The 16,782-nt window shown below is 54.8% G+C and carries 15 protein-coding genes; 8 read left to right on the top strand and 7 right to left on the bottom strand.

Annotated elements, in window-relative coordinates; translation table 11 throughout:
• Positions 1 to 35: 35 nt before the first annotated feature.
• The 8 genes from LN341_RS00740 to LN341_RS00705 all read left to right on the top strand — a co-directional run bounded on the left by LN341_RS00740 (position 36) and on the right by LN341_RS00705 (position 11,057).
• A complete protein-coding gene (locus LN341_RS00740; RefSeq protein WP_234203839.1) occupies positions 36 to 2,258 on the top strand; it encodes a Gfo/Idh/MocA family oxidoreductase in 2,223 nt (740 codons plus the stop codon).
• Positions 2,255 to 3,319, top strand: coding sequence for a glycosyltransferase family 4 protein (locus tag LN341_RS00735; protein ID WP_234203838.1), 1,065 nt, complete (start codon positions 2,255 to 2,257; stop codon positions 3,317 to 3,319). The genes LN341_RS00740 and LN341_RS00735 overlap by 4 nt, the downstream gene beginning before the upstream one ends.
• 146 nt (positions 3,320 to 3,465) lie before the next feature.
• Entirely contained in the window at positions 3,466 to 4,092 is a 627-nt protein-coding gene (gene gmk / locus LN341_RS00730; RefSeq protein ID WP_046220408.1) for a guanylate kinase, read from the top strand.
• Between the two features lie 50 nt (positions 4,093 to 4,142).
• Positions 4,143 to 4,418: a DNA-directed RNA polymerase subunit omega gene (gene rpoZ, locus LN341_RS00725; protein ID WP_027250547.1), complete on the top strand. Its 276-nt coding sequence runs from the start codon at positions 4,143 to 4,145 to the stop codon at positions 4,416 to 4,418.
• Between the two features lie 18 nt (positions 4,419 to 4,436).
• Positions 4,437 to 6,539 carry a bifunctional GTP diphosphokinase/guanosine-3',5'-bis pyrophosphate 3'-pyrophosphohydrolase gene (gene spoT, locus LN341_RS00720; protein WP_046220409.1) on the top strand — a complete coding sequence of 701 codons (2,103 nt, stop codon included), beginning with the start codon at positions 4,437 to 4,439 and terminating at the stop codon, positions 6,537 to 6,539.
• A 112-nt stretch (positions 6,540 to 6,651) separates the two neighbouring features.
• Positions 6,652 to 7,356 carry a tRNA (guanosine(18)-2'-O)-methyltransferase TrmH gene (gene trmH / locus LN341_RS00715; protein ID WP_234203837.1) on the top strand — a complete coding sequence of 235 codons (705 nt, stop codon included), beginning with the start codon at positions 6,652 to 6,654 and terminating at the stop codon, positions 7,354 to 7,356.
• Between the two features lie 32 nt (positions 7,357 to 7,388).
• Positions 7,389 to 9,470, top strand: coding sequence for an ATP-dependent DNA helicase RecG (gene recG / locus LN341_RS00710; RefSeq protein ID WP_234203836.1), 2,082 nt, complete (start codon positions 7,389 to 7,391; stop codon positions 9,468 to 9,470).
• Between the two features lie 213 nt (positions 9,471 to 9,683).
• Entirely contained in the window at positions 9,684 to 11,057 is a 1,374-nt protein-coding gene (locus tag LN341_RS00705; protein ID WP_046220412.1) for a uracil-xanthine permease family protein, read from the top strand.
• Positions 11,058 to 11,089: 32 nt separating this feature from the next.
• Here the strand turns inward: LN341_RS00705 and LN341_RS00700 are convergent.
• From LN341_RS00700 to LN341_RS00670, 7 genes are all read right to left on the bottom strand, one after another.
• Positions 11,090 to 12,252 (bottom strand): IS3 family transposase gene (locus tag LN341_RS00700; protein WP_234203679.1). Its coding sequence is split into 2 segments (ribosomal slippage): positions 11,090 to 11,997 and positions 11,997 to 12,252, totalling 1,164 coding nucleotides; the frame shifts between segments, so codons are not numbered across the junction.
• Positions 12,253 to 12,537: 285 nt separating this feature from the next.
• The gene (gene envZ, locus LN341_RS00695; RefSeq protein ID WP_234204807.1) at positions 12,538 to 13,896 is read right to left on the bottom strand and encodes a two-component system sensor histidine kinase EnvZ; all 1,359 of its coding nucleotides are present in this window, start codon (positions 13,894 to 13,896) and stop codon (positions 12,538 to 12,540) included.
• A gap of 9 nt (positions 13,897 to 13,905) precedes the next feature.
• Positions 13,906 to 14,625, bottom strand: coding sequence for a two-component system response regulator OmpR (gene ompR / locus LN341_RS00690; RefSeq protein ID WP_027250541.1), 720 nt, complete (start codon positions 14,623 to 14,625; stop codon positions 13,906 to 13,908).
• A gap of 143 nt (positions 14,626 to 14,768) precedes the next feature.
• Positions 14,769 to 15,245: a transcription elongation factor GreB gene (gene greB / locus LN341_RS00685; protein ID WP_046220413.1), complete on the bottom strand. Its 477-nt coding sequence runs from the start codon at positions 15,243 to 15,245 to the stop codon at positions 14,769 to 14,771.
• A gap of 111 nt (positions 15,246 to 15,356) precedes the next feature.
• Entirely contained in the window at positions 15,357 to 15,611 is a 255-nt protein-coding gene (locus tag LN341_RS00680; protein WP_234203835.1) for a hypothetical protein, read from the bottom strand.
• A gap of 102 nt (positions 15,612 to 15,713) precedes the next feature.
• Positions 15,714 to 16,325 carry a DUF922 domain-containing protein gene (locus LN341_RS00675; RefSeq protein ID WP_234203834.1) on the bottom strand — a complete coding sequence of 204 codons (612 nt, stop codon included), beginning with the start codon at positions 16,323 to 16,325 and terminating at the stop codon, positions 15,714 to 15,716.
• Positions 16,326 to 16,396: 71 nt separating this feature from the next.
• A complete protein-coding gene (locus LN341_RS00670) occupies positions 16,397 to 16,615 on the bottom strand; it encodes a hypothetical protein (protein ID WP_234203833.1) in 219 nt (72 codons plus the stop codon).
• Between the last annotated feature and the right edge of the window lie 167 nt (positions 16,616 to 16,782).

Raw genomic sequence — 16,782 nt, 5'->3', positions numbered from 1 at the left:
TGTTTTTCAAGAAAAAACCAAGGAGAGGTAGCAGCATGACAGCAAAAACAGACAAGAAGGTCATCCTGGTTGGTGCAGGCTACATCTCTGATGTTCACGCGGCGGCCATCCGATCACTGGATGGCATTGCGCTGTGTGCTGTTGTCGATCCCAATCGCTCTGCCGCACAAGCTCTGGCAAAGCGTCACCATATCCCCTCTGTCTTCAGCACAATCGAACAAGCGCTGGCAGAGGCCGAATTTGACAGCGCCCATGTACTGACTCCGCCCAATCTCCATGCTGCATTAACCACGACTCTGCTCCGCCACGGCAAACATGTGCTGGTCGAAAAACCCCTGGCTGAAACCGAAGCGGAATGCGATGCGCTGATTGCCCTGGCTGAGCAACAGGGGGTCACGCTGGCCGTGAATCAGAATTTCATTTTTCATCCTGTGATGGACCGGGCGAGGCAGCATCTGGCCAACCATGACATTGGCCCGGTGAAATCCGTTTCCCTGCGCTATGAAATGCCGTTACGCCAGCTGGCAGCCGGTCAGTTCAGTCACTGGATGTTCCGCCAGCCCGTCAATTTACTGCTCGAGCAGGCCGTGCATCCGCTGTCGCAGCTGCTCAGTCTGTTCGGCCGCCCGAACGCGCCTGTGCTGGCGCAAATCACTCAGCCCCGGCAGCTCAGCAATGGTCAGCCTTTGATTCAGCGTCTGGATGCCATCGGCGAGCTGGATATTCCTTTTCATTTCTCCTTTGCGATGGGTCAGGATTTTCCGGTGTGGGAAATGCAGATCACCGGCGAAGACGGCTGCCTGAGCCTGGATTTTGTCCGCCAGCAAGCCATAGTGCAAAACCGCAGCCGTTTTCTGCCGGCGCTGGATACAGCCGTGGCCGCCTGTACCCAGGCCAGCAGTCTGCTGTCGCAGGGAATGCGGCAACTGAGCGACTATGCGCTCAGTACCGCCGGCCTGAAAAACTCGCAGGATCCTTTTTTCCTGTCGATGAAAACCAGTATTGGCCAGTTTTATCAGGCGATCGCGACCGGGCAACCCTTATTGCATGATGGCGTACTCGGCCGCGATCTGGTGGCGCTATGCCATCTTCTGGCCAGCCAAAGCCAGGGGGCCGATCTGCTGAAAACAGCGAAGCCGCCGGTTCATTGCACCGCTAAACCAGACAGCGACCAACCTTGCGACACGCCTTTCGATGTGCTGGTGATCGGCGGCACCGGCTTTATCGGTCGTCATGTGGTGCAACACTTGCTGAAAAAACACGATTCAGTCGGCATCATGGCGCGCAATCTTCAGGCTTTACCTGCTTTTTATCACCAGCCAGCCGTGCAGTTAATCCAGGGGGATGTGTGCGATCCCGTGGCCGTTGATACCGCCGTACAACGTGCCACTTATGTCATCAATCTGGCCCACGGCGGTGCCAGCGGTGACTGGGAAACCATTCAGCACGCCATGGTCGATTCGGCCCGGCTGATTGCCCAGGCCTGTCAGACTCACCAGATCACGCGTCTGGTGCACCTGGGCTCCATCGCCTCGCTCTATCTCGGCAGCGACAGAACTGTGATTCACAGCGACACCCCGCCGGACCCGGCGGCTGCACAGCGGGCACATTATGCCCGCGCCAAAGCCATGGCCGATCACCTGCTGCTGCATGAAATCAAGGGACTGGACATTGTCGTGCTCCGGCCCGGCATTGTGGTCGGTCAGGGTGGATTGGTGAATCACACCGGGGTCGGCTTTTTCAATAACAACCAGTATTTTATTGGCTGGAACTTAGGCCATAACCCCCTGCCTTTTGTGCTGGCCAGCGATGTTGCCAGCGCCGCGGTATCTGCCCTGACCGCGCCGGGCATTGCCGGCAAAGCACTGAACCTGGTCGGTGATGTGCGCCCCAGCGCGCGCGAATACGTGGCCATGATCAGCAAGGGACTGGGCCGCCCCTATCGCTATGTACCGCAATTGACCTTCTGGCTGTTTCTGCAGGAACTGGGTAAATGGGGCATCAAGCGCTTGTCGGGCCGCAAAACCGATGTGCCCACCTTGTACGATCTGCGCTCCCGCGCCATGAATGCCCGTTTTGATACCAGCATTGAGAAGCGCCTGCTGAACTGGCAGCCGGTCAGTGACTGGGACTGCTTTTATCAACAGGCCATTCTGGTGCATCAGGCGACGCCTGCGGCTGAGACAGAAGCCGAAGTCACCCGTGGTGAAAGTGCCACGCCGCGCCCCGTGCATGCTGACAAAGTGGTTTCAGAATGATCCGCTTACTGCATGTCTTTTCCACTTTTGCCGTGGGCGGCCCGCAAATCCGCTTCGCGCAATTGGCCAATGCCCTGTCCGGACAATATCGCCACACCATCATCTCGCTGGACGGCGCCGATCAGGCAATGTCCCGGCTGGCAACCGATGTGCAGGCCGAGTTTCTGCCCATGCCGGCCCTCAAGGCCATGAGCCTGCCACAGCGACTGCACACCATTCACCGCCTGATCAGCCGTCATCAACCCGATATCCTGATGACCTACAACTGGGGCGCCATCGAATGGGCCTTCTGCAACCGCCTGCTGCGCCTGTGCCGGGGCATTCACTGGGAAGACGGCTTCAGCCCGGATGAAGCCAGCCAGTTGTACCGGCGCCGAAATCTGTTTCGCCGCCATGCGCTCAGTGGGGACACCCAGGTCGTGGTACCGTCCAACACCTTAATGGCCATCGCCCGGCAGCACTGGCAGATCCCCGAACAGCGGCTGCACTATTTTCCCAATGGCATTGCCATGCCGGAAACGCTTCAGAAAAGGCCGCCTTCTGCAGTGACCACACTGATCACCCTGGCGAGCTTACGCGCCGAAAAAAATCTCCACCGTCTGATCGACACCTTTGCCAGCCATGCCCCCCGCAGCCGCTTACTGATCGGCGGTGATGGCCCGATGCTGACCGAACTTGAGGCCTACATTGTGGCCCGTAACCTGACACAAACGGTCAGGCTGGCTGGACGGATTGATGATGTCTGGGGATTTCTGGCCCAGGGCGACATCTTTTGCCTGTCATCCGATACTGAACAGATGCCCTTATCTGTGCTGGAAGCCATGGCAACCGCCCTGCCGATTGTCGCCACCGATGTGGGCGATGTGAAAACCATAGTCGCCGCGGAAAACACGCCTTTTGTCGTACCGCCCGCTCACTACGCCCGCGCATTTCAGCATTTATTGTCCGAGCCCGAGCAATGGCAGGCGATTGGCGCAGCCAATTGTCAGAAAGCCCGCCAGCACTACAGCTTCCACCACATGGTGGAGAATTTCACCCGGCTCACAACCCTGACCCGCTAACCCAGCAACCAGCTGCTATTTTTTATAAGAGCAAGGTCATGAAGGCGGTTTTTGGCCCTGGAGCGAAACTTCACACTTGCGGATTCAATTTAGCCGCAGTTCATGATACCCTGCGCGCCCTTTCTTCCACTTGAGTGACAATGGTAATGAGCAAAGGCACGTTATACATAGTTTCGGCCCCCAGCGGCGCAGGCAAATCCAGCCTGATCAATGCCCTGCTGGAAACCAACCCGACCTATGACATGAAAGTCTCCGTATCCCACACCACACGCGGTATGCGTCCGGGTGAAGTTCATGGTGTGCATTACAATTTTGTCAGCGTGGAAGAGTTCAAAGAGCTGGCTGCCCAGGATGCATTTCTGGAGCATGCCGAAGTGTTCGGTAACTTCTACGGCACATCACGTCTGTGGATCGAACAGCAACTGAACAAAGGGATCGATGTGTTTCTCGACATCGACTGGCAGGGCGCGCAACAGATCCGCACGCTGATGCCTCAAGCCAAAAGTATTTTTATCCTGCCGCCGTCCAAAGATGAGCTGGAGCGTCGTCTCAACGCCCGCGGTCAGGACAGCGAGGCAGTGATCGCCAGACGCATGGATGAAGCACGCTCTGAAATCTCGCATTTCACTGAATATGACTATGTGATCGTGAATGACGATTTTGATGTCGCCTTAATCGATTTTAAAGCCATCATCCGCGCTGAGCGATTGAAGCAAGACAAGCAAGCTGCTAAATATAGCAGCATGTTGGCTGCGCTACTGGCGCAACAGTAAGTAATTTTGTACAATTTTCCATCTTTTTATTAAACCCACTGGAGTCCTCGATGGCACGCGTAACTGTTCAAGATGCTGTTGATAAAATCGGCAACCGTTTCGACCTGATTCAAATTGCTTCTCGCCGCGCGCGTCAAATGCAGACTGGCGGTAAGGATCCATTGGTTCCTGAAGAGAATGACAAATACACAGTGATCGCCCTGCGCGAGATCGAAGAAGGCCTGATCACCAAAGACATTCTGGATGCACGTGAGCGTCAGGAAATGCAAGAGCAGGAAGCCGCTGAGCTGGCGGCAGTCAGTGCGATTGCAGGTAACCAGCGCTAATTCAAGGAAGCGGGCAATTTGTATCTCTTTGATAGCCTGAAAGAAGTTGTAATTGAATACCTGCCTGAGACTCAGATTGAGGCGCTCAGGCAGGCCTATTTAGTCGCAAGAGACGCCCATGAAGGCCAGACGCGTTCCAGCGGCGAGCCTTACATCATCCACCCGATTGCCGTCGCCCGTATCCTGGCCGAAATGCGCCTGGATTATGAGACCCTGATGGCCGCCCTGCTCCACGACGTCATCGAAGATACCGATGTCACCAAAGACGACCTCGACAGTCGTTTCGGCTCGACCGTGGCAGAGTTGGTGGACGGCGTGTCCAAACTGGACAAGCTCAAGTTCCGCGACCGCAAGGAAGCGCAGGCAGAAAACTTCCGCAAGATGATCATGGCCATGGCCAATGACATCCGGGTGATCCTGATCAAACTGGCCGACCGGACCCACAACATGCGCACCCTGGGCGCGCTGCGTCCGGATAAACGTCGCCGCATTGCCCGCGAAACACTGGAAATCTTCTCGCCCCTGGCCCACCGTCTGGGTATTCACAATATCAAGACCGAGCTTGAAGAGCTGGGCTTTGAGGCACTGTACCCGAACCGCTATCGGGTCCTGAAAGAAGTGGTTGCCGCTGCCCGTGGTAACCGCAAAGAAATGATCAACCGTATTCACGCCGAGATTGAAGGTCGCCTTCATGATGCGGGGATCGACGGCCAGGTTCTGGGCCGTGAAAAAAATCTGTACTCCATCTACAACAAGATGAAGAACAAAGAACAGCGTTTTCATTCCATCATGGATATCTACGCGTTCCGGGTGCTGGTCGATAACCTGGATACCTGCTATCGCGTGCTGGGCCAGGTACACAACCTGTACAAGCCGCGTCCGAGCCGGATGAAAGACTATATCGCCATCCCGAAAGCCAACGGCTATCAGTCGCTGCATACCTCGCTGGTCGGCCCGCACGGTGTACCGGTTGAAGTACAGATCCGCACCGAAGACATGGATCAGATGGCCGATAAAGGGGTCGCGGCGCACTGGGCTTACAAAGACGGTGAAAGCTCAGGTACCACAGCGCAGGTCAAAGCCCAGCGCTGGATGCAAAGCCTGATCGAGCTGCAGCAAAGCGCCGGTAACTCCTTCGAATTCATCGAGAACGTGAAATCCGATCTGTTTCCGGATGAGATTTACGTTTTCACCCCCAAAGGCCGGATTGTCGAACTGCCGGTCGGCGCGACCGCAGTCGACTTTGCCTATGCCGTGCACACCGATGTCGGTAACACCTGCGTCGGGGCGAAAATTGACCGTCAGCCTTATCCGCTGAGCAAACCACTGAAAAACGGCCAGACAGTCGATATCATCAGTGCGCCGGGCGCCCGTCCGAATGCCGCCTGGCTCAACTATGTGGTGACCTCACGGGCCCGCACCAAGATCCGCCAGGTGCTGAAAACCATGCGCCGTACTGAGTCGATCACTCTGGGCCGCCGTCTGCTCAATCATGCGCTGGGCGAGCTGAACATCGATCAGGTCGACCCGGTCACGCTGGACAAAGTCCTCAAAGATCTGCGTCTCAAAGACTCAGAATCCCTGCTGGCTGCGATTGGTCTGGGTGAACTGATGAGTGTGGTGGTCGCCCGCCGCCTGCTCGGCACGCTGGATGACGAAACCCAGGCGGATGACAAACGCCGGATGCCAATCCGGGGTGCTGACGGTATTCTGCTGACCTTTGCCAACTGCTGCCATCCGATTCATGGTGACCCGATCATGGCCTATGTCAGTCCGGGCAAAGGGCTGGTCATTCACCGCGAAGAATGCGCCAATATCCGCGGCTATCAGAAAGAATCGGACAAATACATGCCGGTTGAGTGGAGCCGGGACTTTGAGCAGGAGTTTGTCACCAACCTCAAAGTGGATATGCAGAACCATCAGGGCGCGCTGGCCGATCTCACCAACACCATCGCCAATACCGGATCCAACATTCAGGGATTGTCGACGGAAGAAAAAGACGGCCGCCTGTATACCATCACAGTGCGCCTGACAACCAAAGGCCGGGTTCATCTGGCCAACATCATGCGCCGGATCCGGGTGATGCCCAACGTGGTCCGGGTGGCCCGGCAGAAGAACTGATATGTCTGCCCGCCGCAGCAACACTGATCACTCAAACGCCCGCTCCGGGCGTTTGTGCTTTCCCGAGCGCTGAATCGTGCCATTCAGCCAGAACTGAAACAAGACCAGAATCATGACGCCAGAACGTTACCAGCGGATCCAGTCAGTGCTGGCTACCCGCCAGCCCGATTTAACCCTGTGCCTGGAAGAAGTGCACAAACCCAATAACGTCTCCGCCATTATCCGTACCGCCGATGCGGTTGGCGTGCACAAAGTCCACGCCGTATGGCCGGAAAAAATGCGGGTGCTTGCCCACACGTCCGCCGGCGCGCGCAACTGGGTTGAGCTGGAAACCCACACCAGCATGCCCGATGCCATCGGCCAGCTGAAACAGCAAGGTATGCAGGTGCTGGCGACGCACCTGTCTGATCGCGCGGTGGATTTTCGCGAGATTGATTACACCAAACCCACCGCCATTATCCTGGGCGGCGAAAAAAACGGGATCACTGCCGAAGCCCTGTCCCTGGCCGATCAGGATATCATCATTCCGATGGTAGGTATGGTACAGTCACTCAATGTCTCAGTGGCCAGTGCGCTGATCCTGTATGAAGCGCAGCGCCAGCGCCAGCTCGCCGGCATGTATGACAGAGACACCACGCCGCTGCCGGCCGATACGGTTCACCGTATCTTGTTTGAACGCGGTCATCCGGTGCTGGCGAAAGTGGCCAAACGTAAACAACTGCCCTACCCACCGCTGGACGACGCCGGTCAGATCGTGGCTGATGACGCTTGGTGGCAGGCCATACAATCCAGGGATAAACCCCGGCGCAAAAAATAACCCTGAACGGACAACGCACAGAGTAAGCAGGCATGAGCGGACAGATGCTAGACACCATCGCCCTGACAGAACTGTCAGGCGTCGGCGCCAAAATGGCGGAGAAACTGAGCAAAATCGGCCTTCACACCGTACAGGATCTGCTGTTCCACCTGCCGCTGCGCTATGAAGACCGCACCCGGATCTGGCCGATTGGCGAAGTGACACCCGGCCAGCACCTGACGGTGCAGGGCGAAGTGCTGCATCACGCCGTCAGTTTTGGCAAGCGCCGGATGCTGACGGTCAAGATCAGCGATACTACAGGCACTGTCACCCTGCGCTTTTTCAATTTCAATGCCGCGATGAAAAACGCCCTGTCCGAAGGCAAACAGGTCAAAGCCTACGGCGAGATCCGTCGCGGTCAGCACGGGCTGGAAGTGATCCATCCGGATTACAGCGTGTTTTCTGAACCGACCGCACTGGCGGTCGAAGAGACTCTTACCCCTGTCTATCCTACGACAGACGGCTTACGCCAACTGACCCTGCGCAACCTGACCGAACAGGCGCTGAACCTGCTCGACAAAGCCGCGGTCAGCGAATTACTGCCCGAAGGTTTGTACGATCGCCAGATGACCCTGGCGCAAGCCCTGCATGTGATGCATCGTCCCACGCCGGATGTGTCGCTGGATCAGTTAGAAAAAGGGGAACACCCGGCACAGAAACGTCTGATCCTGGAAGAACTGCTGGCACAGAACCTGTCGATGCTGGCGGTGCGTGAAAAAAGCCAGCAGCACCAAGCCTGGCCGTTGCCGTCGAGTGAAACCCTGAAACAACAATTACTGGCCGGCCTGCCTTTCAGCCCGACCGGTGCGCAGCAGCGTGTGGTCGCCGATATCGAAAGCGATCTCGCCAAACCCGTCCCCATGATGCGGCTGGTCCAGGGTGATGTCGGCTCAGGCAAAACCCTGGTTGCCGCCTTAGCTGCGGTCCGCGCCATAGAGCACGGTTTTCAGGTCGCGCTGATGGCACCGACCGAACTGCTAGCCGAACAACACGCGCTGAACTTTGCCCAGTGGCTGGAACCGCTTGGTATTCAGGTCGGCTGGCTGGCCGGCAAACTCAAAGGTAAAGCACGCGACACTGAGCTGGCCCGCATTGAAAGCGGCGAGGCCAAAATGGTGGTCGGTACCCATGCTCTGTTTCAGCAGCAAGTCGTGTTCAGCAACCTGGCGCTGGTGATCATCGACGAGCAGCACAGATTCGGGGTGCACCAGCGGCTGGAGCTGCGGGAAAAAGGCGCCAATGAAGGTCGCTACCCGCATCAGTTAATCATGACGGCCACACCGATTCCACGGACGCTGGCCATGACAGCTTATGCCGATTTGGAAACCTCAGTCATTGATGAGCTGCCACCGGGCCGGACACCGATCCAGACCGTTGCCGTTTCAGACACACGTCGTGCCGACATCATCGCGCGCATCCGCGCAGCCTGTCTCAATGAGGGTCGTCAGGCTTACTGGGTCTGCACCCTGATTGATGAATCCGAAGTGCTGGAAGCTCAGGCAGCCTCCGATACGGCCACCGAACTGACCGCACAATTGCCCGAACTGAAAATCGGGCTGGTGCACGGCCGGATGAAAGCGGCCGAGAAACAGGACGTGATGCAGCGCTTCAAAGCCGGTGAACTGCACCTGCTGGTCGCCACCACAGTAATTGAGGTTGGTGTGGATGTGCCCAATGCCAGTCTGATGATCATTGAAAACCCGGAACGACTGGGGCTGGCCCAGCTCCATCAGCTGCGCGGCCGGGTCGGCCGGGGTAATGTGGCCAGCCACTGTGTGCTGCTCTATCATGCCCCGCTGTCGAAAACGGCGCAGCAGCGTCTGGGCGTCCTGCGCGAAAGCAGCGACGGCTTTGTGATCGCCCAGCGCGATCTGGAAATCCGCGGCCCGGGCGAACTGCTCGGCACCAAACAAACCGGGATTGCCGATTTCAAAGTCGCTGATCTGGTCCGCGACCAGCACCTGATCCCCCAGGTTCAGAAAATGGCGCGCTATCTGCACGATCAATACCCGGCCAATGCCAAAGCGATCATTGACCGCTGGCTGGGACAAAAAGAAAACTACTCGAACGCCTGATCATCCGTCTTCAGTTTGCTGATTGCTGCAATGTGTGGCTATTTTCTGCTTTTAATCGCGATTTTACCGTCAATTGAATCGCGCAAACGTTTGCTAAAAATAGCAACCTCATTAGAATAGTGGCCACTTTTGACCTAAGAGTCATTGTCTGGTCTCAGCGTCTGCCTGTCTCGCAGCCTGAGGCCGTTCTGTCGACGCCCATAAGGAAGCATCATGACTGGCCAGCACCAAGAGATCACGCCACCGCGTTCATCCGATTTGATCTACCGACTCGATGACAGACCGCCTTTGCCGCAAACCCTGTTTGCCGCATTGCAGCATTTGCTGGCGATGTTCGTGGCCGTGATTACGCCGTCGTTGATTATCTGTCAGGCGCTGGGTCTGCCCGCCAGCGATACCAATACCATCGTCAGTATGTCCCTGCTGGCTTCCGGAGTAGCCTCTTTCATTCAGATCCGCACCATAGGCCCGGTCGGTTCCGGCCTGTTGTCGATTCAGGGCACCAGCTTCAACTTTCTTGGCCCGATTATCGGTGCCGGACTGGCGATGAAAGCCGGCGGCGCGGATGTAACGACCATGATGGCCGCTATTTTCGGCACTATCCTCGCCGCTTCTCTCACTGAAGTAGCTATTTCGCGTATTTTACAGCACACCCGTCGTATCATTACGCCACTGGTGTCCGGCATTGTGGTCACTCTGATTGGCCTGACGCTGATCCAGATCGGCCTGACCTCTATCGGCGGCGGTTATGCGGCCATTGAAAACGGCAGCTTCGGTAGTCTGGACAAACTCTTGCTGGCCGGCATCGTACTGGGGCTGATCGTGCTGCTGAACCGGATGAAAAACCCGTATCTGCGTGTCTCGTCGATTGTGATTGCCATGGCCGCCGGTACACTCGCGGCCTGGGCAATGGGCATGATAGACAGCAGCCAGCTCGCGGAAACCAGCCTGATTGCGGTGCCCGATCCAATGCAATACGGCCTCGGGTTTGACTGGTCTTTGCTGATCCCACTGGTGATCGTCTTTGCCATTACCTCACTGGAAGCCATTGGCGATATCACAGCCACCTCGGAAACGTCTGAACAACCCGTCAGTGGCCCTGTCTATCTCAAGCGCATCAAAGGCGGTGTACTGGCCGACGGTATCAACTCGGCCCTGGCGGCAGTGCTGAACAGCTTTCCGAATTCCACCTTCAGCCAGAACAACGGCATTATCCAGCTGACCGGCGTTGCCAGCCGTTACATCGGCTATTTTGTTGCAGGCATGCTGGTTCTGCTCGGCCTGTTCCCGGCCGTGGCCGGCCTGGTTCAGCTGATCCCGGAACCTGTGCTGGGCGGCGCCACCATCGTGATGTTCGGTACCATTGCCGCTTCTGGGGTGCGGATTATCTCCCGCTGTGAACTGGACCGCCGGGCGATTCTGATCATGGCGCTGTCGTTCTCAATGGGCTTGGGGATTGCGCAGAAACCGGAAATTCTTCAGTTCATGCCGGATGTAGTGAAGAGCATTCTGTCCTCCGGTATGGCAGCCGGTGGCCTGACGGCGATTTTGCTCAACCTGATCCTGCCGGAAGAAAAGAAAGCCTGATGATTGTCGGGGGATTCGTACCTCTGTAGTGGTCAACTAATTCCGGACAGTAAATTAGGTTGGTATTCTGCCTTTGCAGGCGGAATACCATCATTGTAGCTGTGTGGCCTTTCCCAGTTGTAGTAGTCCATCAGATAACGACTGATATCTTTGGTTGAGTCTGTCAACGATGTATAGCCTGTTGCTGGTATCCACTCCGATTTCAGACTTCTAAACAACCGCTCCATGGGTGCGTTGTCCCAACAATTACCACGACGACTCATACTTTGAGTCATGCGATAACGCCATAGATGTTGGCGAAACAGACGACTGGTGTACTGACAGCCTTGATCTGAATGAAACAGTACATCTTGTGGCCGGCCTCTTTGCTCATAGGCCATGGTCAGAGCCTTTGCGGCTAATGAAGCATCTGGTTTATCTGACATCGCCCAACCGACAACACGACGACGGAACAGGTCAATCACAGCAGCCAGATAGCACCACCGATTACCAGCCCAGATGTAAGTGATATCACCACACCAAGCCTGATTAGGTCCACACGCATGAAATTCTCGGTTGAGACGGTTCGGAACATCAAGCCGCTCAACGGTCGCATTCCTGTAAACATGTGGACCTGGCTGCTTACTGATAAGTTGCGCTTCTTTCATCAGCGCTCTGACTTTGAAACGACCGATGGAATAACGGCGTTCACGCATCATCCAGGTGATCGTACGACTACCGGCAGCACCTCGGCTGAGTGTAAAGAGTCGATTGACTTCGCTACGAAGTTCCATGCGTTCAACATCAACGCGTTGTTGTCGTTGCTTGTAGTCGTAATAACTGGATGAAGAAATATCGAATACTGAACAGACCAAGTGAACCGATTCATGCTCCCTCAACTGGTCTATCAGCGTGTACGTTCGAGTTCGTCCGACATTAAGAGAGCTGTGGCCTTTTTTAGAATCGCTTTTTCCCGCTCTAAGCGATTAATTCGTGCTTCAAGCTCCTGAATTTTTTGCTGTTCTGACGTGAGTGCTTTCGATGTTGGTGTTTGGCCACCGCGCTCAGCTCTGAGCTGATCAACCCAACGTCTAAGTGCCGTCTCTCCGACGTCAACGGAGCGGCATGCCTCAGGAATTGAATAATTCTGGTCGAGTACCAAACTTGCAGTATCACGTTTGAACTCAGGACTAAATGAGCGTCGTTTTTTGGTCATTGAACACCTCTTTCTTTGGTGGCTACTTTACCACCTTAAATGGTGTCCGGGTTCATTAAACCACTACACTCCAGCCTTCTCCGTCAGATCCCTCCCCCTTTTCAAGGGGGAGGCTAGGAAGGGGTTTACGGGCACAGTTCCAAATCCAGGTGCGCTGCACGAACCCCACCCTCGCCCTCCCCTTGCCAAGGGGAGGGAATATTCGTGGTTTCAGCTCGTTCAGAATGATCCCTCCCCCTTTTCAAGGGGGAGGCTAGGAGGGGGTCAGGGTAAAGAGCTTAAGACTTAAGACTTCACACTCCGCTTGCCATTGTGTTTACCGGTTCGCACCGGCAGGCTGATCTGGACTTTCAGTCCGCCGCTGCTGCGGTTACTGAACTGAATATCGCCCTGGTGCTGATCCACAATACGCTTCACTATCGCCAGCCCAAGGCCGGTGCCTTCTGCGTCACTGCCCCGGGCACTGTCGCCGCGGGTCAGCGGTTGCATCATTCTGGCGACCTGATCCGGCTCAATGCCCGGACCATCATCCTCAACACAGAACCAGGCCATCTGGCGATCGGCCGTCATGCCGCTGGTCACCCGCACCCAGCCGTGACCGTAGCGAAGTGCATTCACCAGCAAGTTACTGATCAGCCGCTTAATGGCCACCCCGTTGGCATACACTTTGCCATTGATGGTACCCAGTGACTGTTCAATCCCGCGCTCAATGCCCCCTTCGGCTTCGGCCACATCTTCAAGCAGTATGTTCAGATCGAGCAGTTCCTGCTCCAGCAGCTGGGTGGATTTCAGATACTCCATAAACTGGCTGATAATGGCATTACACTCTTCGGTGTCCTTAATCATACTTTCAGCCAGATAAGCATCTTCAGGCGACATCATTTCGGTCGCCAGGCGGATCCGGGTCAGTGGCGTACGCAAATCATGGCTCACACCAGCCAGCAGCAATGCTCTGTCGTCTTCAAGCTGCTTGATCCCTTCGCCCATGCGATTAAAGGCTTTCGTGACCGCCCGGATCTCCGAGGCTCCCTGCACATCCAGGTGTGGCGGAGAACCGCCTTTGGCAACTTCCAGTGCCGCCTGCTCCAGGGCCACCAGGGGACGGTTCTGGATACGGATAAACAGCCAGCCCCCCGCAATCACCATCACTGCAATAAACAGGCTGTAACCGAACAGCGGCGCAAAGTCTTCTTCCTGCAATTCAGACAACGGCACCCGCATCAGGTAACCCGGCATCGCATCACAGTCGAGCCACAGCACATAGCTGTCTGTTCCCAGTACCAGACGCACCTCAGTCGGGGTGTTCAGCTCTCGGGTCATTTCCTCACTGAGATAATCAATGCGGGTCGCTTCCCTGAATTCAGCCGATTCCGGACTGTCATCGGCATGAAGGGTCACTCCCAACTGCTCCAGCAGTTGCCGGCGCAGCGGGGTATCAAGATGAAACTTGTGGCCATCGGCCAGTTCCACATCTTCTTTGAGCATCAGTTTGACTTCATAGGCCATGATGCGGTTGAACTGCTGCAGGCTGGGGAGCAGGGCGTAATTCAGTACGGCCAGATAGGAAAAAATCTGGCTGGCTATCAGCAAGCCAGCCAGCAGAATCAGGGTGCGGGTAAAGGTCGAGCGCGGCGACAGGCGCATCGGCATGACTTATGCCTCGCTGCCGTCTGGAACAAACACGTAACCCAGCCCCCAGACGGTCTGAATATAACGCGGGCGGCTCGGATCTTCTTCAATCATGCGACGAAGACGCGAGATCTGTACGTCAATCGAGCGTTCCATCGCTGAATATTCACGGCCACGGGCCATATTCATCAGTTTGTCGCGCGACATCGGCTCGCGGGCGTTGGTCACCAGGGCTTTGAGCACCGCAAATTCGCCGGAGGTCAGCGGCATGGCTTCCTCCCCGCGGAACATTTCCCGGGTACCCAGATTGAGGCGGAACTCACCAAAGGTGATGATTTTGCCTTCCACACTCGGTGCGCCCGGTGCTTCAACGGTCTGGCGGCGCAGTACCGCACGGATACGGGCCAGCAGCTCACGCGGGTTAAACGGCTTGGGCAGATAATCATCGGCACCGACTTCCAGACCGACAATCCGGTCCACTTCATCGCCTTTGGCGGTGAGCATCAGGATAGGCAGCATGTTGTTGGCATTGCGCAGACGACGGCAAATCGACAGGCCATCTTCGCCCGGCAACATCAAATCCAATACCATCAGGTGGAAATTTTCCCGGGCCAGCAGGCGATCCATCTGTTCGCCATTGGCCACACTGCGCACCTGAAAGCCCTGCTCAGACAGATAACGCTCCAGCAGCGCACGCAGGCGCATGTCGTCATCGACCACTAAAATCTTGAAATTGTCTTGCATCGTTCCACCTTATGCTTCGAACTCTGGATGTCGCCGAGCTGCTATTTTACGCGACCGCTGCCTGTTGTGACTGAAACAGTGCGCAAATGATCGCCGTGAAATTGTTACCGAGTGTGTCCCCACACCTGACACGCCCTTAGCGCTTAGTCTGTGACGTAAGTTATCGTATTGATGAACCAGACTTTATCACCCTCTGGCGTGCGCACCACCACTTCATCATCCACTTCTTTTTTCAGCAAGGCACGCGCCATCGGCGAATCAATCGAAATATAATCCCGGCGCCCGAAAATCTCGTCATAGCCGACAATGCGGAACTTTTTGCTGTCACCGGCTTCATTTTCCACCTCGACCCAGGCGCCGAAAAACACCTTACCTTCCTGTACCGGGGAATAATCAACAATTTTCACCTTCTCTAAGGTTTTGCGCAGGTAACGCACCCGGCGGTCGATCTCCCGCAGGCGTTTTTTGTTGTACTGATAATCGGCATTCTCCGAACGATCACCCAAACTGGCCGCCCAGGTCACTTTCTTGGTCACTTCCGGGCGCTCTTCCTGCCACAGAAAATCCAGTTCCTGCTTGAGCCGGTTATACCCTTCCCGGGTGATCAATGGGGTTCTCATTGTGTCTGTCTCTGCTTGCTGGTAATGGCTTGATTATATGACGTTGGCGGTCACGACATCGAGATATGATTCGGGAAAATGGCAGGTTGAGCTCCAACTCACGCCCAACCTTCAGGTAATGACGCCCATTCGATACAAGACAGCACTACTGACAATGATGGGTAAACCCGAGAGCAGCATCAGGATAAAAAACCGAAAATTCTCCCTGTAATTCTCTATGTCATCCACACTGATGCTATCTTCTCGTGTCAGGCGCGATCCACCCAACAACGCCATCCCACCGATCAGCCAGAAGACAAAACCACTATAGAAGAGATAATCGACCAGCCTGACTTGAGCCAGGAACTCAACATTAACTCGCAACAACCCACTGACAGCTAACAACAGGACATTGTTGATGATGATCCATTACAACATACTCAATCTCCTCGCTCGTCAGTCACTCTGCGCAACAGAAAAAAACCGTTTTCAACTTGCATCAACATGAACTGAAACTGGGACCTCAATCTTACAGTACGGAAGAAAATCATCCTCGCCGAACGGAGAAACCGCTAATTCAATTTCGCCATGGTTTGTATACACATCGAAATTACGATTCATTTCAGTAATGTTCGACTCATGCTCACCAATCAAATCCTGGACAGTACCACACCCGTCACGCTGACCTTGCTTAATCAACTGGTAAATCGCATGAAGCTGAGACAACGCGATTGCACAATGGCGTTCTTCATGTGCATAAATCTTGTTCGTATATGCCAAATACGCCTTCATGAACTCTTGATTTTCAGATGATATTCTTAACTGCGGCAACGTATACGTCACATCAAGCGTAATAAAATCGATATCACAAGTCTGGTCATCATAATAAAAGTCATAATCCCATGCTGCAGATGCATCGATGTTAATTTCTTTTAAATGAGCGGGCCTTTTTTCATAAGAAGCATCAATTTCTTCATCACTGTGACCAGACACAGAATAAATTTCATACGCTTTATGAAAAGGAAAAGGGAGTACTTCATCTGCATGAACAAGATGAACAGAACAAAGAAATAGTAGGTAAGATATATGTCGGCGCATCATTTATTACTCCGAATTAAAAAAATACCTTTCACTCCATGAAAGGTATTGAATAAATTGTGATTTTTTCAGGACTATATCGTATTAGCGCTCAGTATGTCGGCCACCTCGGCCACGTTCGGAGCGATTCCCCGCTTGATTCCGACCTCGCTCATGCCCTCGGGTACCACCATCAACAGCTGTTTTTCTTCGATTGTCACGATCAGCCTGACGGTTACCAGGACGATGGGAAAAACCACCTCCCCCACCGAACCCACAACCACAACCTCTAGCTCGAGCTCCACCAGCAACATTATTCATTTCATTCAAATTTAATTCTTTCAAAGTATTTATTCCTTTCTGCTATTTAAATATAACCTGCACTGAACTGGTGCGATAAATAAAAAGCCATTTCTTTGACAGTAGCGTCAAGATAAAATTGGTGCATAATAGCAATAAATTGAATTGAATCGCATTTTTT

Source organism: Photobacterium sp. TLY01 (assembly GCF_021432065.1).
In the GTDB taxonomy this organism is placed as follows: domain Bacteria; phylum Pseudomonadota; class Gammaproteobacteria; order Enterobacterales; family Vibrionaceae; genus Photobacterium; species Photobacterium halotolerans_A.
The sequence above is the reverse complement of the archived record's forward strand: the minus strand, read 5'-3'. Positions and strand labels throughout refer to the sequence as shown.